The organism is Streptomyces sp. NBC_00388 (genome assembly GCF_036061255.1).
GTDB lineage: Bacteria > Actinomycetota > Actinomycetes > Streptomycetales > Streptomycetaceae > Streptomyces.
Map to the genome: position 1 here is coordinate 210,823 of NZ_CP107948.1, position 22,212 is coordinate 233,034.

The 22,212-nt window shown below is 69.2% G+C and carries 21 protein-coding genes and 3 pseudogenes; 12 read left to right on the forward strand and 12 right to left on the reverse strand.

Features of this window, described 5'->3' with window-relative positions:
- Positions 1-76 precede the first annotated feature (76 nt).
- Positions 77-937, reverse strand: a complete 861-nt coding sequence (locus OG917_RS01055; protein WP_328315569.1) for an RNA polymerase sigma-70 factor — start codon at positions 935-937, stop codon at positions 77-79.
- Entirely contained in the window at positions 934-1,512 is a 579-nt protein-coding gene (locus tag OG917_RS01060; RefSeq protein ID WP_328315570.1) for a carboxymuconolactone decarboxylase family protein, read from the reverse strand. The genes OG917_RS01055 and OG917_RS01060 overlap by 4 nt, the downstream gene beginning before the upstream one ends.
- 449 nt (positions 1,513-1,961) lie before the next feature.
- On the opposite strand from OG917_RS01060, the pseudogene OG917_RS01065 reads away from it, so the two are divergent.
- The 4 genes and pseudogenes from OG917_RS01065 to OG917_RS01075 all read left to right on the forward strand — a co-directional run.
- Positions 1,962-2,156: pseudogene (locus tag OG917_RS01065) on the forward strand (IS481 family transposase); the annotation flags it as partial.
- 221 nt (positions 2,157-2,377) lie between these two features.
- Positions 2,378-2,464: pseudogene (locus OG917_RS30605) on the forward strand (hypothetical protein); the annotation flags it as partial.
- A gap of 253 nt (positions 2,465-2,717) precedes the next feature.
- Positions 2,718-2,948 (forward strand): annotated as a pseudogene (locus OG917_RS01070) (transposase); the annotation flags it as partial.
- Between the two features lie 56 nt (positions 2,949-3,004).
- Positions 3,005-3,655 (forward strand): hypothetical protein, encoded by a 651-nt coding sequence (locus OG917_RS01075; RefSeq protein WP_328315572.1) that lies wholly within the window; start codon positions 3,005-3,007, stop codon positions 3,653-3,655.
- Positions 3,656-3,858: 203 nt separating this feature from the next.
- Here the strand turns inward: OG917_RS01075 and OG917_RS01080 are convergent, their stop codons facing one another.
- Together OG917_RS01080 and OG917_RS01085 are read right to left on the reverse strand one after the other, a co-directional pair.
- Positions 3,859-4,224 (reverse strand): hypothetical protein, encoded by a 366-nt coding sequence (locus OG917_RS01080; protein ID WP_328315573.1) that lies wholly within the window; start codon positions 4,222-4,224, stop codon positions 3,859-3,861.
- Positions 4,225-4,807: 583 nt separating this feature from the next.
- Entirely contained in the window at positions 4,808-5,287 is a 480-nt protein-coding gene (locus tag OG917_RS01085; protein ID WP_328315574.1) for a hypothetical protein, read from the reverse strand.
- A gap of 170 nt (positions 5,288-5,457) precedes the next feature.
- Here OG917_RS01085 and OG917_RS01090 point away from each other — a divergent pair, with 170 nt between their 5' ends.
- From OG917_RS01090 to OG917_RS01100, 3 genes are all read left to right on the forward strand, one after another.
- On the forward strand, positions 5,458-6,666 hold the full coding sequence (locus tag OG917_RS01090) for a sensor histidine kinase (RefSeq protein ID WP_328315575.1): 1,209 nt from the start codon (positions 5,458-5,460) through the stop codon (positions 6,664-6,666).
- Positions 6,663-7,268, forward strand: coding sequence for a response regulator transcription factor (locus tag OG917_RS01095; protein WP_328315576.1), 606 nt, complete (start codon positions 6,663-6,665; stop codon positions 7,266-7,268). Before OG917_RS01090 ends, OG917_RS01095 begins: the two co-directional genes overlap by 4 nt.
- Positions 7,269-7,540: 272 nt before the next feature.
- Positions 7,541-7,915 (forward strand): peptidase inhibitor family I36 protein, encoded by a 375-nt coding sequence (locus OG917_RS01100; RefSeq protein ID WP_328315577.1) that lies wholly within the window; start codon positions 7,541-7,543, stop codon positions 7,913-7,915.
- Between the two features lie 364 nt (positions 7,916-8,279).
- Here OG917_RS01100 and OG917_RS01105 read toward each other — a convergent pair whose 3' ends face one another.
- Together OG917_RS01105 and OG917_RS01110 are read right to left on the reverse strand one after the other, a co-directional pair.
- The gene (locus OG917_RS01105) at positions 8,280-8,702 is read right to left on the reverse strand and encodes a hypothetical protein (protein ID WP_328315578.1); all 423 of its coding nucleotides are present in this window, start codon (positions 8,700-8,702) and stop codon (positions 8,280-8,282) included.
- 1,020 nt (positions 8,703-9,722) lie between these two features.
- Positions 9,723-9,986 carry a hypothetical protein gene (locus OG917_RS01110; RefSeq protein WP_328315579.1) on the reverse strand — a complete coding sequence of 88 codons (264 nt, stop codon included), beginning with the start codon at positions 9,984-9,986 and terminating at the stop codon, positions 9,723-9,725.
- A gap of 198 nt (positions 9,987-10,184) precedes the next feature.
- Between OG917_RS01110 and OG917_RS01115 the strand changes: the two genes are divergently transcribed.
- Positions 10,185-10,625, forward strand: coding sequence for a hypothetical protein (locus OG917_RS01115; protein WP_328315580.1), 441 nt, complete (start codon positions 10,185-10,187; stop codon positions 10,623-10,625).
- A 404-nt stretch (positions 10,626-11,029) separates the two neighbouring features.
- On the opposite strand, the gene OG917_RS01120 is transcribed toward OG917_RS01115, so the two are convergent.
- The 5 genes from OG917_RS01120 to OG917_RS01140 form a co-directional block, all read right to left on the reverse strand.
- Complete coding sequence (locus OG917_RS01120; RefSeq protein WP_328315581.1) at positions 11,030-11,377, reverse strand: hypothetical protein; 348 nt, start codon at positions 11,375-11,377, stop codon at positions 11,030-11,032.
- 531 nt (positions 11,378-11,908) lie between these two features.
- A complete protein-coding gene (locus OG917_RS01125) occupies positions 11,909-12,523 on the reverse strand; it encodes a PepSY domain-containing protein (protein ID WP_328315582.1) in 615 nt (204 codons plus the stop codon).
- Positions 12,524-12,712: 189 nt separating this feature from the next.
- Entirely contained in the window at positions 12,713-12,985 is a 273-nt protein-coding gene (locus OG917_RS01130) for a DUF4190 domain-containing protein (protein WP_328315583.1), read from the reverse strand.
- Between the two features lie 4 nt (positions 12,986-12,989).
- On the reverse strand, positions 12,990-13,154 hold the full coding sequence (locus OG917_RS01135; RefSeq protein ID WP_328315584.1) for a hypothetical protein: 165 nt from the start codon (positions 13,152-13,154) through the stop codon (positions 12,990-12,992).
- Between the two features lie 517 nt (positions 13,155-13,671).
- The gene (locus OG917_RS01140; protein ID WP_328315585.1) at positions 13,672-14,577 is read right to left on the reverse strand and encodes an SDR family oxidoreductase; all 906 of its coding nucleotides are present in this window, start codon (positions 14,575-14,577) and stop codon (positions 13,672-13,674) included.
- Between the two features lie 101 nt (positions 14,578-14,678).
- On the opposite strand from OG917_RS01140, the gene OG917_RS01145 reads away from it, so the two are divergent.
- The 3 genes from OG917_RS01145 (at position 14,679) to OG917_RS01155 (ending at position 19,041) form a co-directional block, all read left to right on the forward strand.
- Positions 14,679-15,536 (forward strand): helix-turn-helix transcriptional regulator, encoded by an 858-nt coding sequence (locus tag OG917_RS01145; protein WP_328315586.1) that lies wholly within the window; start codon positions 14,679-14,681, stop codon positions 15,534-15,536.
- Positions 15,537-15,940: 404 nt separating this feature from the next.
- A complete protein-coding gene (locus OG917_RS01150; RefSeq protein WP_328315587.1) occupies positions 15,941-17,434 on the forward strand; it encodes an APC family permease in 1,494 nt (497 codons plus the stop codon).
- Entirely contained in the window at positions 17,434-19,041 is a 1,608-nt protein-coding gene (locus tag OG917_RS01155) for a serine hydrolase domain-containing protein (RefSeq protein ID WP_328315588.1), read from the forward strand. The genes OG917_RS01150 and OG917_RS01155 overlap by 1 nt, the downstream gene beginning before the upstream one ends.
- On the opposite strand, the gene OG917_RS01160 is transcribed toward OG917_RS01155, so the two are convergent.
- Positions 19,042-20,655, reverse strand: a complete 1,614-nt coding sequence (locus OG917_RS01160; RefSeq protein WP_328315589.1) for a helix-turn-helix domain-containing protein — start codon at positions 20,653-20,655, stop codon at positions 19,042-19,044.
- Between the two features lie 138 nt (positions 20,656-20,793).
- On the opposite strand from OG917_RS01160, the gene lysA reads away from it, so the two are divergent.
- Positions 20,794-22,080: a diaminopimelate decarboxylase gene (lysA, locus tag OG917_RS01165; protein WP_328315590.1), complete on the forward strand. Its 1,287-nt coding sequence runs from the start codon at positions 20,794-20,796 to the stop codon at positions 22,078-22,080.
- Positions 22,081-22,212 lie beyond the last annotated feature (132 nt).

The following is a 22,212-nucleotide window of genomic DNA, read 5'->3' on the forward strand; positions in this document are numbered from 1 at the left end:
AGTTTCGACTAGGGCCTGTCACGGTGCTGTGGGCGGTGTTCCGGGCGCGTCGTGCCCGGAACATCCACATCACGACCTACCTGATGAGGTCGGTAGGTGTGTCAAGTCGTGTCAGCTTCTGTGGATTGGATGTCGCGTAGATCCGCGTGATGCGTCCCTTCTCGATCACAAGGCTGACCGCGGCCCGTCCGCTGTCGGATTCGATCTGGATCGCAGGACTGCCGTTGAGCCACACCGCTGTGGTCTCGGTGTTGGCCCGGTCTGTGCCGGCGAGCATCGTGGCCACGAGCTCGGCCCCGTGAATGGGGGCCAGCGCGGCGGCCGTAAGCCCTCCGCCATCGGCGATGAGGACCACATCCGGCGCCATGATCTCCAGAAGGTCCTGGATGCGTCCGGTGTGCAGAGCAGCGATGAACCGGCCCACCACGGCCTGGTGCTCCGACCGGCTCACGCTGACGCGTGGCTGCCGAGCCGCGACGTGATTCCGGGCCCGCCGGGCGATCTGCCGAACGGCGGCAGCAGTCTTGCCCACGGCTTCAGCGATCTCGTCGTACGACATGTCGAAGACCTCACGGAGGACGAACACCGCGCGTTCCACCGGCCCGAGTGTCTCCAGGACGGTCAGCATCGCGATGGAGACCGTTTCCGCGAGTTCGACGTCGTCAGCGACATCGGGGTGGGTCAGCAAGGGTTCAGGCAGCCACTCGCCGACATAGTCCTCTCGGCGGCGTGAGAGTGTCCGTATGCGGTTGAGCGCCTGCCGGGTGACAGCCCGGACGAGGTATGCCCGCGGATCGTGGACCTGCGACCGGTCGACGGCGGCCCAGCGCAGCCAGGTCTCCTGCAGCACGTCCTCCGCATCAGCCGCGGAGCCGAGCATCTCGTAGGCGACAGTGAACAGCAGGCCGCGGTGGGCGACGAACGGGTCCTCAGTCATCGCGAGGACTCTACGCGGGAGGCCGCCGGGCGGCTGGCCAGCGGGATCTCGCAGGCGTCGGAGAATCCCTGGGAGGTGACCCCGTTCGCCACGTTGGCCCTGGTCGCCAGGTTGACGTAGGCAATGAACGCGGTGAGCTCCACCATCGCCGGCGTCCCGAGCCGCCCGAGGAGGGCGGCGTACTGCTCGTCGGTGACAGTCGGCGGAGTGTTCGTCATCGCCTCGGCGTATCCCATGACGTCGCGCTCCAGGGGCGTGAACACGTCCGCTTCACGCCAGCGCGGCACCTGGCTCGCCCTGGCGAGGTCCAGGTTCTCGTTCTGCGCCTGGAAATAGCCGACGTCCAGGCACCAGCTGCAGCCGACCTGCGAAGCGACGGCCATGTGCGCGAACGACTTAAGACCCGGCTCGGCCGCTTCCCACGCCCCCACCTTGGCGCCGAACTCCAGATTGTCCTGGGCCACTCGTGGGCTGTGCCACAGCACTTCGACGTTCTCGGGCACGACGCCCAGTTGCTTGATCATGTTCTCCTTGAGCTCGGCGGGGAGCTCGGCCTTCGGCAGTCGCAGCGTCATACTGTCTCTCCTTGCATACATCCCTGTGGGGCTGTTCGGCATGAAGACACCGTCTGGTCCACGCATGTGACAACCTCCGCCGCCCCGACGTGCATCCGCGGCCTGCGGCCTGTCCATATGGCCTGCTGCTATTTCTCGGGATCCGGCTCACCTTCCGTGCAGTGACAGCGGTGAGTGACGGCTTGTCGCCCCAAAGTCGACGTCAGGCGCGTAACTGACGGAGCGGCGAGCCTGTACCGCAGAGCGGCCTTCGAGGTCCCTGCGCAGCCGCAGCAGGTCAGGATCCCACTCTCGGTCATCACTCACGCCCTCACGTTCGCGATGAGGTCGCCCCCACACGTCGGGAATCTGCCTCTGCGCGGCCCCGCTGGCAGTGGAATTGATCCATCACTGTCGTCCCGGTGACCAGCCGCCCGCACGACGGATCGCTCCAGTCGCCCGCACCTCAACCCTCCAGTGTGCACCGAGTGCTTACCGGATACGGGATCGCCCGGCTGTCGCACCTGGACCGTGACACGGGCCGTGTCATTCGACGCTACGAGCACGCCGCACCAGGCGATTTGATACATGTCGGCATCAAGAAGCTCGGCAACATCCCCGATGGCGGCGGCCATCAAGTGCTGGGCCGCCAGGCCGGTCGCAAGCTGGACCGGGTACTGGCCCTCCCACTGGGAGTGCATGCATCCGCTGCCCCAGGCGGCGCGTCCCCCGCCCGCGCCGGCGAACGATCCGCAGGCGATGGCCCCGCCGCCGCTGTGGCTGCTGCCGTTGTCGTCGGCCGGTGCGGTGCCGGTGCCTCCCGAGGATCGCTGCCCCCAGCCGTTGCAGCCGAGGTGACCTCGAAGAGTAAGTTGCACTCGCCGAAGAGCTCACTGGAGTCCACGTGACCCCGGACATCCTCGAGAACGGCACATACTCCACAGGCATCGTCGAGGTTCCCACCGAGGACTGAGGCGGTGTCATCGTCAGCGTCACAGATGCCAGGGCACCCCCACCAGCGTCGAAAACCACAACCCTTCGCACGATCAACGCTGGATCATGCGGTAGTTCACAGAATGTCCAGAGCGCAGGGGCGGTGAGGTCGATCAGGCCGATGCCGACGCCGCCGGGCAGGTTCGACTGAAGGAAGTCCTGGCCAACTGCCCTGGAGTCGAAGCCCTCACCGCCACGGCCGGACCTCCGCCGAAATGCTCGCCGAGCGCCAAGGCCACCGTCTCCCGCGATGGCTCGACGCCGTCCGCAGGGACGCCCTGCCCAGCCTTCACACCCTCGCGGCGGGCATCGACCGCGATCGCGACGCCGTCATCGCCGGACTCACCTTGCCATGGAGCTCTGGCGCAGTCGAAGGCCATGTCAACCGGATCAAGATGCTCAAACCTCAGATCTTCGGCCGCGCCGGCTTCGACCTCCTCCGGGAGCGCGTACTCCTCGCGTGATGAGCCCCGGGAAAAATTGCTGGGCGGACTGGACCCTCCGAGGTGAGAATGACGCGGTGATCATCGTGAATGCCGTCCTGGAGACCCCGGACACCGTTGGCTTCTCCTTGTGGCCGGTGGCTGACCTGCCTCCCTACCAGTTCATGGCTCTGTCGGGCAGTATGTCCCCGCTCGAAGTCGGCACCGCGCTGACCAAGCTGGTTGACTACACCTGGCGAACAGGTGAGGACGATCGCCCCCTGACGGACGCCGACGAGGTGATTCGCCGGCTGTTGGAGACGGACAAAGTCATCGCAACAGGAGGGCTGCGCGTGCACGACACCCGCACCGACGTCACCGTTCTGCCAGGATGTTGTTGTGGCCTGGAGGACTGGCGCGAGTGGCTCGACGTCGCAAACGGAGAGACCTTGTGGCTCGGCCATGACCCTTCACCAAGGCTTGAGCACACTGACGAGGCCGTGCAGTTGTGGCCGGACGGAGCAGACGCTCAAGAAGCTCCTTCCGGGCTGCCCGTCGAGATCATGGTGGGCGACCTACCGGTAATCCTGCAGACCGTGCAAGAGGGACTGCAAGGCTTTCTCTATCTCACCAAGCAGTGGGCTACTCGCCACGTTCCGACTCTCGCCGAAGACCTGACAGCCAGACTCGACGAAGATCTGGCCATCAGCGCGCCACTGCCCGATACCAGCGACCGACACGCAACCTGACCGATCACGAAATCTGTGCCAGAACCACTACTGCTCGATAGAGCCAACCGGTGCGACACCCGGAGCAGCCCGGCGAGCTGTTGCACCCCCTTTGGTGGCCGAGGATGTTCTGGTACGTCCGCTGCAGTCGCTGGTGGGGGCATCGTCCTCGGGACAGTTGGCCCGGATGGCGCGGGGCTCTTCAACGGTTGTACTCGGCAGGCTCAGAGGGCTGTACTCAGGTACGCCAGTCCGACCATGAGCCCGAAATAGGCGAGGCCTGCCAGCAGGCAGACGAGGAGCACCAGCCAGCTGACCAGGATCGCCAACAGCGCTACTCCCCGGCCGTCCTTCTCGGGCAGCCGTCGGCCTCTGAAGCGGCCGATGTGCCCTGTGGGGATGGCGATGAGAGCGCACAGGACGGCCATACTGACGTAGACGCCGGGGTTGATCCACGCAAAAGCGGTATAAAAGCTCCCCAGCGAAGCGACGCCGGCGAGGGCGAAGAACGCGCTGATCTTCGCCGACCGGTTCTTGCCGGTCCCCGTACCGACAGCGGCCGCGGTCGATGGATTCTGTGTGTCGCTCAACGCTCTTCCCCCCGCTTGCAGACGCCCATCCTATGACGCCACGCACGAGCAAATCCCAAGCGGCCACGTTGGTCGGATGCCATCGAGGACGCTCTGTGGGACCGCGGGGGAGCCTTCGTCGTGCGCCTGCCTGCGGCGTGGTCGACCGGGTGGTCGGAGGCGGCAGAACCGAGATCCAAGAGGAGGCCAAACCGTGATCCGCGGTCGCCCCTGGCGATCGACGTCCTGGTCGGGCCCCTCGGCTGAGATCCAGTCAGGAGCCCACACATCCCCAGCCGGGGCGCGAGTGCGGGTTCTGGCAGAGAACTTGGGGAGCCGCCGCGGAGGTGACGGGGCGTTCGATCCCGGTCCAAGGAGAGGGCTGCGAGCCAGAGTCCGTCAGCGTTCACGCATTCTGGTCCCCCACCAGCCCGATATTGCCCACCCGAGGTGATGGGCCCGGGCAAGGTGCGGCCCACGGATGCTCGAATTCCTCATCCATGCGCATGATCAGTCGACCCAAGCCCTTCTGGCCCCGAGAAAAGGTGCAGCATCGCCCGCTCCAGCTCATCAGAGGCGGGACACTCATGCTCGGGCCGGAGCGTCAACCGCCCGCGAGGGAGGTCGATCGGACGGCCGCTGCTGTGCGCTTGTGCCGCCTGCGCAGCAGGACGACGACGAGCGCGAAGACCTGGAGCACGAGTTCCAGGCCGGGCAGGTCGGCGGTTGCCTCGGAATGGACATGTCCGGTGCGGCGGATCGTGCCTGCGGGCTCACCGTCGTCGCTCATCATGGTGTACTCCCGGTCTGCCGCCGCCGTCTGCCGGAACGAGACGACCCGTTCGGAGCACGTCATGTTCCAGCTGCGGCGCACCCGGCCCGTGGTCGCGACGACGGTTCCGCCGGCGCCGAGTAGTTCGTAGACACCACTGAAGCGGTGCGTGCGGACGATGTAGTCGACCCCGCGCAGGGTGAACTGTGCGCCGACGCCGCCTCTGTGCAACGAGAACGTCGTCAACGCCCGGCCGTCCTCGGTGAGCTCGTATTCCTGGCTCGGCAGATGGATCCTCTTCGCGTGCAACATGACCTCATTGCAGCATCGGCACACCCACGGGGCCCATGTCATTTGTCATGGATGACCGGGTGACAAGGCGAGCAGGGGCGCCGCTCATGGGTGGGCCACGCTTGTCCGTATGTCCCACGCACCCCTTCCGGGCCGCCGTTCGTGCACCCCTGCGACAGCCGGGCCGTAGAATGAACGACGTGCGTGCACGCGATCCGGACGAGTTCTCCGCAGGCCAGTGGCCGGACTGGAGTTTCTGGAAGGACCAGCCGGGCGGCCCGAGAGCCCGCGGCCGAGGCCGCTTGGCCATCGCCACGGCCATGACGCTGGCTTCCCTCACGTTGATCGCACCAGTCGAAGGCATCGCGCATGGCTCCGGACCTCCTCTGATCACCGCGCTGGCGATCGGCCTCGTCGCCTGCTACGGCGTCGGCTGCATACTGGCGCCCTGGTTCGGGCCGGTGGCGCTGCGCCGGGAACGCATCGCCATCGTGGCCGTGATTTTCCTGCTCGGCGCGGCACCGGCGGTGTTACTCGCGTCGCCGTCCTACCTGACCGATCTGACCTACGCCCTCTCGATCGGACTCATGCTGCTGCCGCTGCGCCATGCGCTGCTGCTCGGCCTCGTCACGGTGCTGGGGCAGATCGTCTGGATGCGCCTCGCCCGGAGCGAGGTGGCCTGGGCGCAGGTGTCCATCCTTGTCGCCGTGACCGCGGCCCTCGGCACCGTCTTCGCGCTCAACTTCACGATCGGTCACCTGCGGGCCGCGCGCGAGCAAGTCAAGAGGCTGGCAGTGAACCAGGAACGGGAACGGGTCGCCCGGGACATGCACGACATCCTCGGCCACACCCTCTCCACGATGACCGTCAAGCTGGGGCTGACGCGGCGCATCCTGGAGTCCTCCGGAGACGTGGCCCTCGCCGTCGGCCAGGTCACCGAACTCGAGAACATGGCGCGCTCGGCTCTGTCCGACGTACGGGCCACCGTCTCGGACTACCGCACCCTGTCGCTGGACAGCGAGCTCGCCGGCGCCCGCATGGCGCTGCGTGCCGCCGGAGTACGGGCCGATCTGCCCGCAGCGACCCTCACCGTGCGCGCCGAGCTGCGCGAGGTGTTCGGCTACGTCGTGCGCGAGGCGGTCACCAACGTGCTGCGGCACTCCGACGCCGAACTGTGCACCGTCCGCGTCGGGCCAGACTGGGTCGAGGTCGCCGACAACGGCAGTTCCACCAGTGGGGCAGACGCCGGGAACGGGCTCACCGGCCTCTCCGAACGGCTGGAGGCAGTATCGGGCACGCTCGGACACGGACCTGCCCCCGGCGGTGGGTTCCGGGTCATCGCCCGCGGGCCGGCCCCAGCGCCCCACCTTGCGCCTTCGCGCAAAACCGAGCCGAAATGATCCGTGTCCTGCTGGCCGATGACCAGGCACTCGTACTCGGCGCTCTTGCGGCCGTGCTCCGGCTGGAGCCCGACATAGACGTGGTCGCCGAGGTGGGCACCGGCACCGAGGTGCTGGCCGCCGCGCAACGGACCTCACCCGACATCGCGCTGCTCGACGTACAGATGCCCGGCCGGGACGGCCTGACCGTCGCCGCCGATCTCCGGCGGGCGCTGCCCGGCTGCCGCGCCATCATCTGCACGACCTTCAGCCGGCCCGGCTACCTCGCGCGGGCGATGTCCGCCGGCGCGGCCGGATACGTCGTGAAGGACTCCCCGCCCGAACAACTGGTTGACGCGATCCGCCGCGTCCACTCCGGCCTGCGCTTCGTGGATCCGGCCCTCGCCGCGGAAGCGCTGGCCACCGGCGCGAGCCCGTTGACCGGGCGTGAGGCGGACGTGCTGCGCGTCGCCGCCGAGGGCGGCACCGTGGCCGACATCGCCAGGGCGCTCCGGCTGACGCAGGGCACCGTGCGCAACCACCTGTCGTCGGCGATCGGCAAGACGCAAGCCCGCACCCGCGCCGAGGCGGCCCGGCTCGCGGAGGCCAACGGCTGGCTGTGATCACTGCGCCCGGGCGCAAGTCCAGCCGACCCCGAAACCCGACGTCGACGTCCTGGGCGTCGGTGGTGACGTATGACGCCGGGGTCGAGGCCCGGGGCATCGGATGGTGCGGGTGGCGACTGGCACCAGACGTCTCTCCGAGCCGGCTCCCGTAACTGTCGTCCGGACCGGAAGCATGATCGAGCCGACACTGGGTGGTAACGGTATGTGTTCGGACGATTACAGATGGGCAGTCTTGCTACGTCATACCCAAATGAAATAGGAGCCCACCCATGCGCCGTCTTCGTTCGTTCGCCCTCGCTTCGGTCGCCGCAGCCGTCGCCCTCGGTATTGCCCCGACTGCCAGCGCCGTTGTCGCACCGTCCGCGCGGGTCTACCCGTGCACGCCGGGGTACTTCTGTATCTACAGCGACTGGAACGGTGGCGGGACCCTCTGTCAGTGGTCCCAGGAGAGCAAGGCCAACACCGCCGACGACTGCTCGTTCATTCAGAGGGGGCACAACGTCCGCTCGGTGCGGAACAACACCAACCACCGCGTGCAGTACTACACACAGACCAACCACCACTCCCGGGTCGGTTCCACCCCGTCCGGCGGCGAGGGGAACCTCCAGGGCAGCTATCAGATCCGGTCGTTCAAGAAGCAGTGATCTCAAACTGTGCCGCCCAGGGTGTGGCGGCAGCTCTCCGGCGCGGCTCGGTGTACTGCTCACGAGCAGACCCGGGAGTGGAACGCCCTGCGGGGCCACTGCGACCAGCCAGTCAGTAAATTGACGGGTGCTTCATGAAAAAGCCGAAGCTTCGAGGGCGGGCGGAATAATTGCCGCCCGCCCTCGATGGGCCTGCCTCTACGTACTCATTGCGGGAAACGCCCTGGCGGTCGCGGAAGCGGGAGGCCTCCACAGGATTGATCGAAGACCCTGCGGGCCGCGGCCCGCAGGGTGGCGACGGGCAGACAGCGGCCGGCCTCGATGGCCGGCGGGATCGACGACTCGGCGCTGTCCCCGAGCATGCTCAGGGCACAAGAGTGATGCGCCATTGCGCGGCGGTCGCCCCCACGAGGTATAACCCCGGCCCCGGAAGCCCGCCCGTCATCACGGCTTCGCCCTCGGCAGCCAGCACCTCGTCACCGGTCGTCAGTTCTGTGCTGAGCGCGTGTATCCGGAACGCTCTTCCGCCGCCGCGCTTGCCTACCTGGATCGTCACGGGCCCACCGATATGGCGGAATACGAACCCGCCGACGGAACTCAGCCCTGTCCCGAGCACCGGCACAAGGTCGAGGGACTGAGTCCAGAGCTGCAGATGACCGTATGGCTCAAGAGCGAGGTGGACATGGTCCTCACCGTCGGCCGGAAGGGGCACCACGAGCCGCGGTGCCTTGCTCTTCTTGAGTATGCGTCGCTGCGATGGGCCGCCCAGGACATCGACTGTGCCCACGGACCCGTGCACTGCCCTGATCGCGAGCAGTGCGGGCCCTGCAGAATCGGGGCGAAGGAGTCTGATCTCCGTCCGCATGCTGATGTCCCTGACCTCGGCACACTGTCCCCTGGGAGTGCCCGGCGGCCAGGTCTTGTACGGCCGCCAGACACCTCGCAGCGCCGACGCGGCGGACGGGGAGGACGGGGAGGGCGGGGAGGGCGGGGAGGGCGGGGAGCGCCGAGAGGGCGGAGAGGGCCGTCGGGCGGGGGCTGGGCGTCCCCCTTCACCTCGGACCTGGCCACCCACCGCCGCCTGCACCGTTCTGCGGCCGGTGGACAACGGAGCCAGACCGTCCGTGATCCGGACCGCGTCAGCGGCACATACGGCAATGGTCCGTGCCGCACCTTCCGGCGGCGACCAGGCGATCTCGGTCGTCGACGCCCCATGCCGAGGGTCGAAGAAGCAGCAGGGGTGGCGGGAGGGCACCGGTCGGCCGGCCGAACGGGCGTCGACGCAGGCCAGCGCATGCCGCCCCTCGTCGAGTGCCCGCAGGACATCCTCCACGCTGTCGCGGCCACCGTTATCTGCCACACTCTTGGCCTCTTCGTAGGCATCCAGAGCACGCCGGAAGTCCGCGAGCAGCAACTCGTCCTCGGAATGGCCCGACGACAGCAGCTCGTGCTGGGCAAGCTCCTCACCGAAGGCCGTGATGTCCGCTTCGATGCGGGCCAGTTGATCAGGACGTGGCCGCCCCCACAACTGCCTCCACAGCCCCCCGGATCGCCTCTGCTCCACCGTGTTGCACCTCCCCCGTGCCCCGCCAGCCCACCCTCCGACGATCATATAAGCGGTCGCCGTTGCCCAGTAGACGGTCAGGCCCCCGCCCCACCATCGGCGCCAGTGTCTGCGCTTGTCGTTCAGCCAGTCCAACCCGGTGCCGTGCCGACCTTGTGGTGGGCGGGACGGCAGAACGCCCGCACCGTCGTCAGATCCCATCGCGCGCTCTCCCGCGGACCGGTGACCGGGACCACGCCGTCATCACGCCTTCGGATTGTTGTCGTCTTCGTCCGGTGCCGCGTCTTCCAGACGGAGGCAACCTCCTGTGGCAGGCGAAGGGAGTCGATGCCCGGGGTGGCGGGTGTCCGGGTCCTTCCAGAACAGACTTCCCAACAGGCGGGAGACGGCTGAGAGAGGCGTGTTGTCCAGGGGCGCTTCGGCGGGCAGGTGCCGGCGCTTGAACGCGCCGCGCATCACGTACACCAGAGCGACGGTGTCCAAGACGACCAGGACGACGTCAACCACCGATTGCGCTCCCGCCCGCACCGCCGCGGACGCCGCCTCCCCCGAACCGCGAACCGCGAACCGCGAGCCGCGAGCCGCGAGCCGACGGCGACGCCGTACGTCCGGATCGCCCCCTCCCCCAGCCGTCACGCAACTCGGTGAGGGATTTGCCGGGGCCCTGGTGCACGGATTGGGGGCGGGGCAGGCTAGTTTGCTCGGATGAGCCTTCTTGATGATGTGGCCGAGCGCGACGGCTGGCGGTGCTGGGTGTGCGACGAGGCGGTCGACCCGAACGAGTCGGTGAACGACCCGCGGGGGCCCAGCGTCGACAGCCGGACTGCCGACCGGAAGGCCAAAGTCGCCGAGCGGCTCGCGCACCGCGGATGCAACACCCGCAAGGGCGCGGTCAAGGTGGTCATCGCCTGGCCGGACCGCCTGTACGTGGTCGAACCCGCGCCGCTGATCACCGTTGCCGGGAGACTGGAGCGCAAGGGAGGCCGCGAGATGGTGGGCCGTTGTCCGACCAGGCGAGACGCCCAAGAGGCGGCGGACTGGCTGGTGGACCGGTTCTCCCGACTCGTACCGGGGCTGCCGGTGACCGCCGACATCGAGCCGGGCGGCGGACAGTTCCTCGTCACCCTGGCCACCGGCCGCCGCTGACCAGGAATCACCAGCGCACACTCGCGTCGAGCTGAACCATCGGCCCACTGTCCTGACTGTCCTGTGCTGTGCTGTGCTGTGCTGGCACCCGACGCCCGCATCGCTCCCCCTCGCAGCCGGTTGGCTCATGGCCTGCCGCCTGGAGGGCCCCTTCGACTGCCGACTGGGTTCGCCCGAGACCATTCACTTCTGGCCCTTTCCGCCTGTAACTCTGACGCGTAGTCGTGCGGCTCAGGAATCACACGGTCGGGAAGGGCTGCGTGGGCAAGCTTGACTGCGCGGTGGCCCGGGTGGCCTGTCCGGGGCGTGTGCGGGCCGCGGACACTGGCGACCCACCTTGTACCTCTTGGTGGACCAGGCCCGTCCGACCTCACCCAGCCGTGGCTGACCCCGCCGCCCCGGGGTCAGTCGGCGAAGGCCTGCAGGAGTACCACGAAGAGGGTGCCGTCAGTGCCCGCGACCAGGCTGTCGAAGGTGCATCCGGTGAAGCAGTTCGCCGATAGTTCGTCATGGTTCGACCACCAGCGGGCGCCCGGGCCGAGGATCTGGACGACGCGCGAGGTGAGCGAGAGGGCGCGGGCGCTGTCCATCAGCGCGACATTCCACAGAGGGCACTCGGATGCGAACCTCGCCATCGTCGCGGCGGCCTCGTGCTGGGCGAGCGCCACCAGCCCCGCCTCGATCTCGACGTGGGAGGCGGGCATCTGTACGTAGCTGTCCTGCCGCGCCCACTCCTCGTGGGCCTGGTACACGAGGGGGTATATCTCCGCTACGAGGCTGGACCCCTGAGCGGCGGGGCCGCCGCCAGCAGCGCGCAGGCGCCCATGCGCCACGTATGCGCCACACTCGCACGCCAACTTGCCGAGCAGTGAGCCCAGTTCGGCCTGCACTTCCTCCGCCGTCAGCAACCCTGCCGCCCCCGCACCGTATCCGTGTGCTCGCTCCACGCCCCCGCCACGCGCCACGCGCCAGTGATCCTACTGCGATCTCCGGTTGGGGTGCCCGGCAAGAGCTCCGGCGGATCATTGCCTGAGCCCTTGCCGGGCAGGACGCCGGTCAGTTGCGCACATCCAGGGCCGGGGCCGTCCACACACACTCGCCGGACGGCTGGCCGACCGCCGCAGAACCGCCGTGCCGAAGGCGGCGCCAGCTCGCCCTTCCGCTGGGTGGAGGAAACCCTGATGAGCGGGGCTGCCTTCATGAGAACCCCGATCGCGCGGTCCGCGAGAGAGCCGCCGTCATCCGGCTCACCTGGGAGGATCAGTCGTCTGCCCCGGCCCGTATCAGTCGCGGTCTACCTTCACGCGCAGCACCTTCCCGCTGCTGACGTCCACGTCGTACGTGGTCTTGTTCCAGTCCGCGTGCGTCACGACGTCGACCTTCCAGACCGGCGTGTCATTTTCGTCGTCCAGCTTGACGGTGCTCACGGTGCCCTTCGTATGCCCCGTCGCGGTGCCGGCTGCTTGATACATGGTGACCTTCGCGTTGTTCAGCCGCGAGGCCAACTTGGTCTTGTCCTCGCTGTCCTCGCCGGTGTCGGTTCGCGGTTTTCCCGCCTTGCCTGTGGCCACGTCCACCGGGACCTTGCTGCTGGTGCCGTCGCTCTTGGCAACCTCCGTCTCCCACACCGGCGTGCCATCCGCACCTCGTTCGAGCTCCACCGAGACGGGCTTGGAGCCCGGCACCGCCTTGACGGCGGCCTTGGCCGCCACCTCGTAGTCCACCTTGGCCGCCGGAATCAGTGCCTTGCGCTCGGCCTGGTCCTCTGTCAGGTTCCCCGACGGGCTGGAAGAGCCGCTGGGAGACGCCTGCGCCGCCCCAGTACCGTGCGCCGGGGTCTGCCCGCCGGAACCGGAGCACCCACACATCAGAAGCGCGCCCGCCGCGGCGACCACCACGAAAGCACCTGCACGCCCGTTCCGAACCATTTGATAGCCCCTTCACCGAAAAGCCCGTTTGCTGCGTAGCAAAGGACTTTAGGGGCGAGGTCCACGCGAGTGCCGGAACGACGCGGGACGACAAGACGGTCCGACGAGCCCGGCCCGGCAAGCAATGGCGCCCGACCGTACGCCCTGTGGCGGAAAGGATCAGCCGAGGATGCTCCACGCCGTCGTGCCGTTCACCGCCATGAGGACGGCGAGCAGCACGATGTCCGCGATACCGAGCCACAACCCGAGCAGCGCTCTGAAGCGGCGGGGCGTGTTGCGGTGCAGGGCCAGGGTGGCCAGGACGATGGCGATGGGGCCGAGGAGGAAGTTGAGGACGAGGAGTCCTACGAGGCCGAGGACGAAGGAGGCTACGGCCATTCCCTCGGTGTCGCGCCTGCCGGTCTCCCGCCGCGGGGGTGCTGTCAGTCGCATCACGTCACGCCTTTCGGGTTCGGCCGTGCTTGCGCCGCTCGCGGACGGCGAACACGAGCAGCCACAGCGTGATGGCCACGCCCGCCACGACAGTCACCGGCAGGGGAAGGTAGGTGGCCGATCCGACGAGGACGGCCAGCACGACGAAGGCCACGACAAGGAAGAGCATGTCCACTTCCGTTCGCACGGGGACGGGGCAACGCTGTGAGTCGCCCCTTCATTGGCATACGGACGCGCGTGCCCCAGCGGACCGGGATCACACCTGCCGGCTCCGCCGTTCAATCGGCGCGGGCCCGGACAGGCCGGTCCTGCAGAACACCGGCCCCCGGTCCGGGCAGCTCCACTCTCCGCTGTTCTCCCGTGCGGCCAACTCCCTTACGAGACGTTCGCGTTGCGGTACGGCTGTGTGGCGGGGGCCTCAGCCGATGCGACGCCCGCCGCGAAGATCCCCGAAGCGGCGCACCGGGCCGGCCCCGTCTCCCGGGGCGGTCCGGTGATGAGAGCCATCCCGGACGCGGCGGCGATCGCGGAAGCGGCGATCGCCGTCCACAACCTCCGTGGACAGAACGCCTAACGCTCCGGTGGTCTCGGCCCTGGGCGGCGAGGAAGACGTCGATCTCAGCATCGTTCGTGCCGTCCCGGAGGCGCCGGGGCAGCTTGGCGTGCCCCGGTCGTCCTCCACGTGGTCATATGGCGAACGTGACGTCGGCCAAGTGGCAGGAGGCCTCCCACAGCCGGACGGCCTCCTGCGGATCGCGGGCGGAGCGGTAGATCTTTTCCTCGGTGGGCGCGCCAGTGAGATGCCCCAGGCCTCGTGGGCCGTAGAAGCCACCGCCTTTGGCGGCAGGGCTGGTCGCCGCGTGGAGCGCCGGAGCCAGGCCACCCTCGACGCTCTGGACAGGCCAGCCGAGCGGGGCGAAGAGCTTGAACAGCACGTCGAACCGCGACCTGCTGCCGCCCATGGTCGGGCCCGCCGTCTGCAGGTTGGTGCGGGTGAACCCCGGATGGGCGATATTACTGCTGATGCCCCAGCCGTTGGCGCGGCTGCGCCGGTCCAGCTCCAGACCGAAGAGCATGGTCGCCAGCTTCGACTGGCTGTAGGCGGGCCAGGGTTTGTATCCGTGTTCGGACTGCAGGTCTGCCCAGTTCATCCTGCTGGCCATGGCGGCGGCGAGGGCGGACTGGGTGGTGACCCGGGCGCGGCCGGCGATCAGCAACGGCAGAATCCGGGCGACCAGGGCGAAGTGGCCCAGATAGTTAGTGCCGAACTGAAGCTCGAAGTCATCGGCGGTGGTGTACCGGGTGGGCGGCGTCATGACCGCGGCGTTATTGATCAGGATGTCGATCGGCCGCCCCTCCTCGTTCAGGCGGTCGGCCAACGCGGCGACCGACGCCAGCGATGCCAGGTCGAGCGTCCGCGTCGAGGAGTTGCCGCCGATCTTCTCCAGGGCGGCCTGCCCCTTCGCCGCGTTGCGTACCGGGATGACGACCTGGGCGCCGGCCCGGGCGAGGCGGCGAGCCAGCCCCAGCCCGATCCCGTCGCTGCCGCCTGTGACGACGGCTAGCTTGCCGTGCAGATCCAATTCGTCCATGTCCCGATCGTCGTCGGTCCCCCGTCGCGGGTGCAGAGATCAGTTATCGGGGGATCGGCGATCCCTGGCTCGCCCACGCGCACGGGCGGATAATCGGCCACATGGACCGTGCAGCACTGGCCGACTTCCTTCGCCGCCGCCGCGAGGCGCTTCGACCGGAAGACGTCGCTCTTCCCCCAGGCGTCCGCCGGCGGACGCGGGGCCTGCGACGTGAGGAGGTCGCATCCCTCGCCGTGATGTCGACCGACTACTACACACGACTGGAGCAGCAGCGCGGTCCGCAACCCAGCGCGCACATGCTGGCCTCGCTCGCCCGGGCACTGCGCCTGACGGCCGGCGAGCGCGACTATCTCTACCGGGTCGCGGGTCACAACGCACCGGCGTCGCTGTCGACCTCGCCGCACGTCGCCCCCGCGCTGCTGCGGGTGCTGGACCGCCTCGATGACACCCCCGCGCTCATCCTGACCGACCTGGGCGAGACGCTGGTGCAGAACAGAATGGCCACCGCCCTCTTCGGGGACGCATCGAAGCACACGGGCCTCGCCCGCAGTGCGATCTACCGCTGGTTCACCGACCCCGCGGAACGAACGGTCTATCCCGAGGCCGACCGGGACCGGCAGAGCCGCGCCCAAGTAGCGAACCTGCGGGCCGCCCATGGACTGCGCGGCCCACGATCGCAGGCCGGTGAGCTCGTGCGCACCTTGCAGAAGGCGAACAAGGAGTTCGCCGGGTTGTGGGCCCTGCACGAGGTCGCGCAGCGGTTCGAGGACCACAAGACGCTGATCCACCCCGAGATCGGCTCGATCGAACTGGACTGCCAGGCGCTGTTCACCGAGGACCAGTCCCAGACGCTGCTCGTGCTCACCGCTCCGCCGCGATCCGCGAACTACGAGAAGCTCCAGCTCCTGGCCGTGCTCGGACTGGACCGTTTCACGCGGGCGGAGCCCTGGGTGTTCTGACCCGCAGCGTTGTTCACCGGGCCGGGCCGTGGCCGCCGGCTGCTGTACGGCAAGGTGTCCGGCGGGTGATCAGGGAGGTCAGTCGTCAGGTGGCCCAGATGGTCAGGCTGCCGGCGCGAAGGCCGTGATGGCGTCCAGGAGGTCAGCCGGAACTTCCATTACTGCGGAGCACGAGAGATCCCCGCCCATAACGGTGTCGGCCAAGATCACTGTTCGGCAGGCGAGCTTCGTTCGCTTCGAGTGACCCCGTCGCCCGGGGCTTCGTCGTGTTGCGGCTGGATCAACCGGGCGTTGGTGGCGGCGACAACTGACGGGCCGCGGCTTTGGCGCGCGCGACGAGGACGGCCCCTGGGTCGCGCCCGTACGTTGTGCCGACCAGGCGCGAACGGAGAGTGGAGCCCAGGATGACCGAACTGATCCCGCCGGAAACCACCCGGCCGACGCCCGGGGCGGGAAGACGCACGCTCGGCGTGCTGCCCCTGGTCGGAATCTTCTTCTTCACGGTGTCCGGAGGCCCCTTCGGGCTCGAAGCCTCACTCTCCAGCGCCGGTCCGGGCATGACCCTGCTGATGATCGTCCTGATACCGGTGGTCTTCGGCGTGCCGAACGCGCTGGTGGCAGCGGAGCTGAGTGCCGCGATACCGGTCGACGGCGGCTACTACTACTGGACGAAGATCGCGCTCGGCAGAGGTGCGGCGTTCGTCTTCGGGGCCTGGAATTCGATCGGGTCGGTGCTGAACCTCGCCCTCTACCCGATCCTGCTGGTCGACTACCTGGCCACCTGGGTCCCGGACATCGCCCGTGGGAAGGGGCTGGTGATCGTGGACCTGTTCCACGGCGGTTTCGTCGTGGACCTGCACTGGATCGTCACCGTCGCCCTCATCGTCCCGATGGCGTACCTCAACTACCGCGGCTCCAGGGCGGTGAGCGAGTACTCGGTCGGGATGATGCTGCTGATCCTCGCACCGTTCGCGGTGCTGGCGGTCCTCGGCATCTGGCATGCGATCGGCAACGGGATCAACGTGCTCTCGCCCTTCATGGTGCCGGGGCAGAGTGCTCACTCGTCGGTGGCCGGCGCGCTCAGCGTGATCGTGTGGTTGTACCTCGGCTTCGACGGCCCGAGCACCGTGCTGGGCGAGGTCGCCGACGCGCACCGGACCTACACCCGGGCCCTGGCCATCTCGGTTCCACTGATCATGGCCGCGTATCTGCTGCCCACCATCGCCGCCATCGGCAGCGGACTGCACCGGGGCTCGCCCGCCGACTGGGCCCAGGGCGACTTCATCGTGGTCGGTGACGCCCTGGGCGGAATCTGGCTGAAGGTGCTGCTCTCCCTGGGATCGGCGCTCTCCCTGGTGGGGCTGTTCATGGCGATCCTGCTGACGAGCACCCGGGTCCCGCGGGCGCTCGCCGCGGACGCGTACCTGCCGCGCTGGATGGCCCGGGACAGCAAGCGGTTCAACACGCCGGTGGGTGCGCTGCTGGCGAGCACCACCGTCGTCATCGTGCTCTCCGCCGTCGACTTCAGCTCGATCCTGCGGGCCACGGTGCTGCTCACCCTGGCCTCGATCCTGCTGGAATTCGTGGCCTTCCTGGTCCTCCGCTGGAGGTATCCGCAGATGCTCCGGCCGGTTCGGGTCCCCGGCGGCTGGCCCGGCGCGGTCCTGGTCGTATTGCTGCCCACAGCGATGATCGTCTACCTGGCGTGGAGCACGGCGGTCGACGAGGCCACGACGTTCGGCACGAGTCTCGCGGTGGCGCTGCTGGCCGTACTGCTCTACCCGCTGTGCCGTCGGTTCGTCAAAGGCGACCGGCCGGACGCCGAGATCGACTCCTCCCAGGTCGAGCTGGGCCCCGACCGGTTCACGGGATTCGGTTCGCGGAAGGCGGGCGTCTGATGGATGTACAACGGGTGCTCTCCGGGCTTGCGGAGCAGTTGCGGACCCGGTGGCCGGTGCCGGGGATCGCGATCAGTGTCGTCGATGGGAGCGGCGAGTCCGCGTTCGTCACCGCCGGATTCGCGAACGCGGAGTCCGGGGCGACGGTCTCCCGTCGCACGCGGTTCGAGATCGGTTCCATCAGCAAGACCTTCACCGCGTTCCTGCTCGGCGTACTGGCGGACGAGGGGAAGGTGGACCTCGACGCGGCTGTCGCCGACCACCTGCCCTGGTTCGCCCCGAACGGCGGCTCCCGCGCGATCACCGTCCGGCACCTCCTGCAGCACACCTCCGGCCTGGTGGCCGGGGCCGACGCGCTGCCCGATGCCGCCGCACGCGGCTACGCGCTGCGCGAGGCGAGGACCTGGGCCGAACCGGGTGAGCTGTTCCACTACTCCAACGAGGGCTACAACCTGCTGGGGTTGATCGTCGAGCAGGTGACGGGGGAATCGCTGGCGGACGCCATGGCCGGACGGCTGCTGCGGCCCCTGGGCATGCGCGAATCGGCGGCGCGGATCACTCACGAGGACATCACCGACGGGGACATCAACAAACGTGCCACCGGGTACCGGTTCCTGCGCGACGACCGTCCGCCGCTGCCGTCGGCCCCGCTCGCGCCGGCCGGCTTCTTCGAGTATGCGTCGGCCGACGGGAACGTACTGGCGACCGCTTCCGACCTGGGCAGATTCGCCCGCATGCTGTTGGGCCGGGGCACCTTGGACGGCACCAGGATCATCGGGCCGGAGCGTTTCCGGCAGATCGTCACCGTTCCTGCCGGCACGGTCGGTTCCGGCTACGCGCTCGGCGTGGACGTGGAAGACATCGACGGCCGCACCTGGTTGACGCACGCCGGCGGGATGGTCGGGTACCGCTCGTACCTCGCGGTCGACACCGACGGCGGGCACGGTGTCGCCGTGCTGACCAACGCACCAGGCGAGTGCCAGATCGTCGACCGGTTCGCCCGCCATGTGCTCGCCGTAGTCCAGGGGGCCCCGGCGGACCCGGAGCTGTTCGACCCGGAGCGGATCCCCGGCGCCCAGCGCTACGCCGGGATCCACGGAACGGCGACTCGTCAGATCCGGGTCGAGGCCACCGGGGACGACCGTCTCTCGCTCACTTCGGACGAGGTGACCGGCAAGCTGTACGACGCGGGCGACGGGCGGCTGGTGTGCGATCACCCAGGGTGGTCCGCCTACCACCACTCTCTGGACGGACGCTGGCTCTACGGACCAGATTCACTGGGCACCAGCCCCAGCCCCAACCCCTCCGAGCCGACCGCTCCTCCGCATGCACTCGCGGGCCACTATCGGAGCTACACCCCCTGGTATCCCAGCTTCAGCATCGTGCAGCGTGCGGGACGACTGCACATGGTCGCCGCGACCGGCGTGGAAGCGCCCTGCGACGAACCGGAACTCGTCCCGCTCGACGACACGACGTTCCGCATCGGAGCCGACCCCCGGCTGCCGGAGCGTCTGGCGTCGGGCCCCGCCCTGGACGGCGCGGTGCTCTGGGTCGACCTGGACGGGTGCCGCTACACGCGCTCGTTCCGGGATCGGCCGGAGGCCTGATCAGCCGGAGGCCTGGGCGCCCGTCCGCAGCTCGCGCACCCGGAGCTGGAGGTGCGCGAGCAGCATGGCATCGGCATCGGCGAAGTCCAGCCCGGAGACCTCGCGGATACGGCGCAGCCGGTAGCGCATGGTGTTGGGGTGGATGTGCAGGGCCTCCGCAGCGGTGTCGGTGGCTCCCGCGGCGGCGAGATAGGCGGCCAGGGTCGCTGCCAGCGGACCGTCCTGGCCCTCTTCCTGGCGCAGCCGGAGCAGCGCGCCGCCGGCGTCGGGCAGGCCGAGCGCCTCGGTCGCGTCGGCGAGGTGCAGCAGCAGTACCGCCAGCGCCATGTCCTCCACGGTGCGCACGGCCGGTCCGTGGACGGACGGATGCCGCAGCGCCCGCAGCGCGGCGTCCGCCTGCGCCCGTACGCCGGCGATCCGGCTCATCGATTCGGCCGGGCCGCCGACGGCGACCACGTAGTCACCGGCCAGTGGGGTACGCGCGAGGAAGTCTCGGGCCAGGGCGATGGCCGACTCCAGGGCCGTGGCGTGTTCCGGAGGCCAGGCAGCCAGTACGTACACCGCTCCGGTGCCCGTCACCAGGGCTGAACGGGGGTGCACGGCGGCCAGGAAGTACTCCAGCGTGTCCGCGAACCGGCGCAGCCCGGCGGCGTCCAGTGCGTCGGAGCCCGTGCTCCCGGCGGGCCGCGGAGCCGCGGCCAGGACGCAGACCGGGCCGGAGCCCAGCTGCAGCCGGCTCGCCTCCAGCGGGTCGGCCGCCCCACCGAGTACCGCGGCGGCCAGCTCGCCGCGCTGGCGGCGTGCGTAGCTGGTCTCCGTGCGCAGGCCGACCAGCTGCAGCGCGACCACGGGCGCGAATTCGCGCAGCCGGGCTGTGGCCGCCTCGTCGAGGGGCCCGGTGACGGCGGCCCAGATGTAGCCGACGACGTCCGACCCGGCCCGGGCCGCGATCGCCACCCTTGCCAGCTGATCCGCCCCGGTCGCCTCCATGTACACCGGTTCGGTGCTGGCCTGGAGCCGCTCGAACTCCTGACGCTCGCGCTGTTCGGCGAGCGTCCGCTGGTGCACGGCCCTCCCCAGGATGGTCTCGATCCGCTCGGAGTCGGTCCGGTCCTGCCCCTCCGACCAGGCGACCAGCGCCGAGAAGCGGTCCTCGATGGTGACCGGGGCGCCGACCGCCTCGTAGACCGCGTTCGCCAGGGCGAACAGCTCCGCGCCGCTGCCCGCCGGGCGCACGCGCGTCCTCGCGTACTCGAGCAGCTGCTCACGGACGGTCGTCGCCACATGCATCCAGGACGCGTCCCGGTTGACCTCGATGATCACCGGCTTGTCGTCGGCCGACGGCGGCACCGGGGCCTTCACCGCCAGCACCTCCGCGCCGGCCTGCCGCATGGCCGCGGTCAGCTCGCGCAGCTCGGCCTCCGTGGTCACACCGACCCCCAGCACCACGCACCCGGGGCCGAGCTGCGCCGGCGAACCCGGGGCATGGATGGCGATGTCGGTGAGCGGCCCGCCGCTGCCCGCCCCCTCCTGGACCAGGCGCAACAGTGCCGGGCCGATGTTGTCCACGAGCTGACGGACGGGCAGTTGCCGCCGAGCGCCGGACTCCCGCATGGTGCACCCCAGATTCGTAGGACTGTCGTGGGCGTCAAGTCTGGGCGACCCATATTGACGATGTCAACGATGATCCGGAGTGACCGTCGCGGGAGCATGGCAGGAGAGCGACACGGATCAGTGGCACAAGGAGCGCGGATGGCAACGATGCAGACGCAGGCAGGCCGGGAACTGCTGGGGTTGTTCCCGCCCGGGAGCACCCTGGACAGGGAAGGCGGACTGACGATCGGCGGCGTACCGGCGGCCGAACTCGCCGATTTCTACGGCACTCCCGCGCTGATCCTCGACGAGGCGTCGGTCCGCGCCCGCGCCCGCCGGTACGCCGACGGTCTGGCCGCCCGTTGGCCGAACTCCCGCGCCACCTTCGCCTCCAAGGCCTTCCCCTGCACCGCCGTCATCCGGCTGCTCGCGGAGGAGGGACTCGGCATCGACGTGGCCGGCGGCGGCGAGCTGACCCTCGCCCTCGCCGCAGGCGCGGACCCGGCCGGCCTGGTCGTCCACGGCAACGCCAAGACCGAGGAGGAGCTGCGCCTCGCCGTCGAGGCCGGTGCCGGGACGGTCGTCGTCGACAACTTCGACGACATCGACCGGCTGGAGGAGATCCTCGCCGGCACCGCGACGGAGCAGGGAGTCCTGGTCCGGGTCACCCCCGGCATCCGCCCAGCCACCCACGAGGCCGTGTCCACCGGCCAGAACGGCTCCAAGTTCGGTCTGCCCCTGCCGCAGGCCCGGGCGGCGATCGCTCGGCTGCGCGGCAGCGACCGGCTCCGGCTGGACGGCGTCCATGTGCACGTCGGGTCGCAGATCCTGGACCTCGCACCCTTCGCGCAGGCCGTCGAGGCGGTCGCCGAGCTCGGCGAGTTCGCCGTCTACGACCTGGGCGGCGGCCTGGGCTCCCGCTACACCTATGCCGACCGACCGCCCACGGTGGAGGCGTACCTCGACGCCGTCACCGATGTCACCCGACGCCTGTTGCCCGCCGACGCCCGCATCCTCATCGAACCGGGCCGCTCGCTGGTCGCCGAGTCCGGCGTCTCGCTGTACCGGGTCGTCTCCGTCAAGCGCGGTGGAGGCCGCACCTTCGTCGCCGTCGACGGCGGGATGGGCGACAACCTCGAAGTCTCCCTGTACCAGCAGCGCTTCGAGGCCGCCGTCGCCGGCCGCCCGACAGGCGGGGGCGAACTGTGCAGCCTGGTGGGCCGGCACTGCGAGTCCGGCGACACCCTCAGCACCGGCGTCCCACTGGCGGACCCGCGCGTCGGGGACCTGATCGCCGTGCCGGTCACCGGCGCCTACACCTATGCGCTGAGCAACAACTACAACGGCGCGCGCCGCCCGCCGGTGGTCTTCGTCCGCGACGGCGCGCACCGCGCCGTGGTGCGTCGCGAGACCTACGCCGACCTGATGCGCCGGGATCTGCCGTAGCGGCGCAGCCGTCCGAGCCGGGCAATTTGCGATGCTCCACGCCCGCCGCACCGGCGTCTCGGTGAGGCCGAACGGACTGGTCGCTTCCGTGCCCGGCATGGAACGCTGGGCCGTGATGGTGATCGAGAAAGC

Excerpts from the sequence above, each read along its gene's own strand:
- OG917_RS01155 (WP_328315588.1), top strand. The coding sequence starts at position 17,434 with ATGGATGTACAACGGGTGCTCTCCGGGCTTGCGGAGCAGTTGCGGACC.
- lysA (WP_328315590.1), top strand. The coding sequence starts at position 20,794 with ATGGCAACGATGCAGACGCAGGCAGGCCGGGAACTGCTGGGGTTGTTC.
- OG917_RS01145 (WP_328315586.1), top strand. The coding sequence starts at position 14,679 with ATGGACCGTGCAGCACTGGCCGACTTCCTTCGCCGCCGCCGCGAGGCG.
- OG917_RS01115 (WP_328315580.1), top strand. The coding sequence starts at position 10,185 with ATGAGCCTTCTTGATGATGTGGCCGAGCGCGACGGCTGGCGGTGCTGG.
- OG917_RS01130 (WP_328315583.1), bottom strand. The coding sequence starts at position 12,985 with ATGCGACTGACAGCACCCCCGCGGCGGGAGACCGGCAGGCGCGACACC.
- OG917_RS01055 (WP_328315569.1), bottom strand. The coding sequence starts at position 937 with ATGACTGAGGACCCGTTCGTCGCCCACCGCGGCCTGCTGTTCACTGTC.
- OG917_RS01060 (WP_328315570.1), bottom strand. The coding sequence starts at position 1,512 with ATGACGCTGCGACTGCCGAAGGCCGAGCTCCCCGCCGAGCTCAAGGAG.
- OG917_RS01150 (WP_328315587.1), top strand. The coding sequence starts at position 15,941 with ATGACCGAACTGATCCCGCCGGAAACCACCCGGCCGACGCCCGGGGCG.
- OG917_RS01135 (WP_328315584.1), bottom strand. The coding sequence starts at position 13,154 with ATGCTCTTCCTTGTCGTGGCCTTCGTCGTGCTGGCCGTCCTCGTCGGA.
- OG917_RS01140 (WP_328315585.1), bottom strand. The coding sequence starts at position 14,577 with ATGGACGAATTGGATCTGCACGGCAAGCTAGCCGTCGTCACAGGCGGC.
- OG917_RS01085 (WP_328315574.1), bottom strand. The coding sequence starts at position 5,287 with ATGTTGCACGCGAAGAGGATCCATCTGCCGAGCCAGGAATACGAGCTC.
- OG917_RS01090 (WP_328315575.1), top strand. The coding sequence starts at position 5,458 with ATGAACGACGTGCGTGCACGCGATCCGGACGAGTTCTCCGCAGGCCAG.
- OG917_RS01100 (WP_328315577.1), top strand. The coding sequence starts at position 7,541 with ATGCGCCGTCTTCGTTCGTTCGCCCTCGCTTCGGTCGCCGCAGCCGTC.
- OG917_RS01160 (WP_328315589.1), bottom strand. The coding sequence starts at position 20,655 with ATGCGGGAGTCCGGCGCTCGGCGGCAACTGCCCGTCCGTCAGCTCGTG.
- OG917_RS01095 (WP_328315576.1), top strand. The coding sequence starts at position 6,663 with ATGATCCGTGTCCTGCTGGCCGATGACCAGGCACTCGTACTCGGCGCT.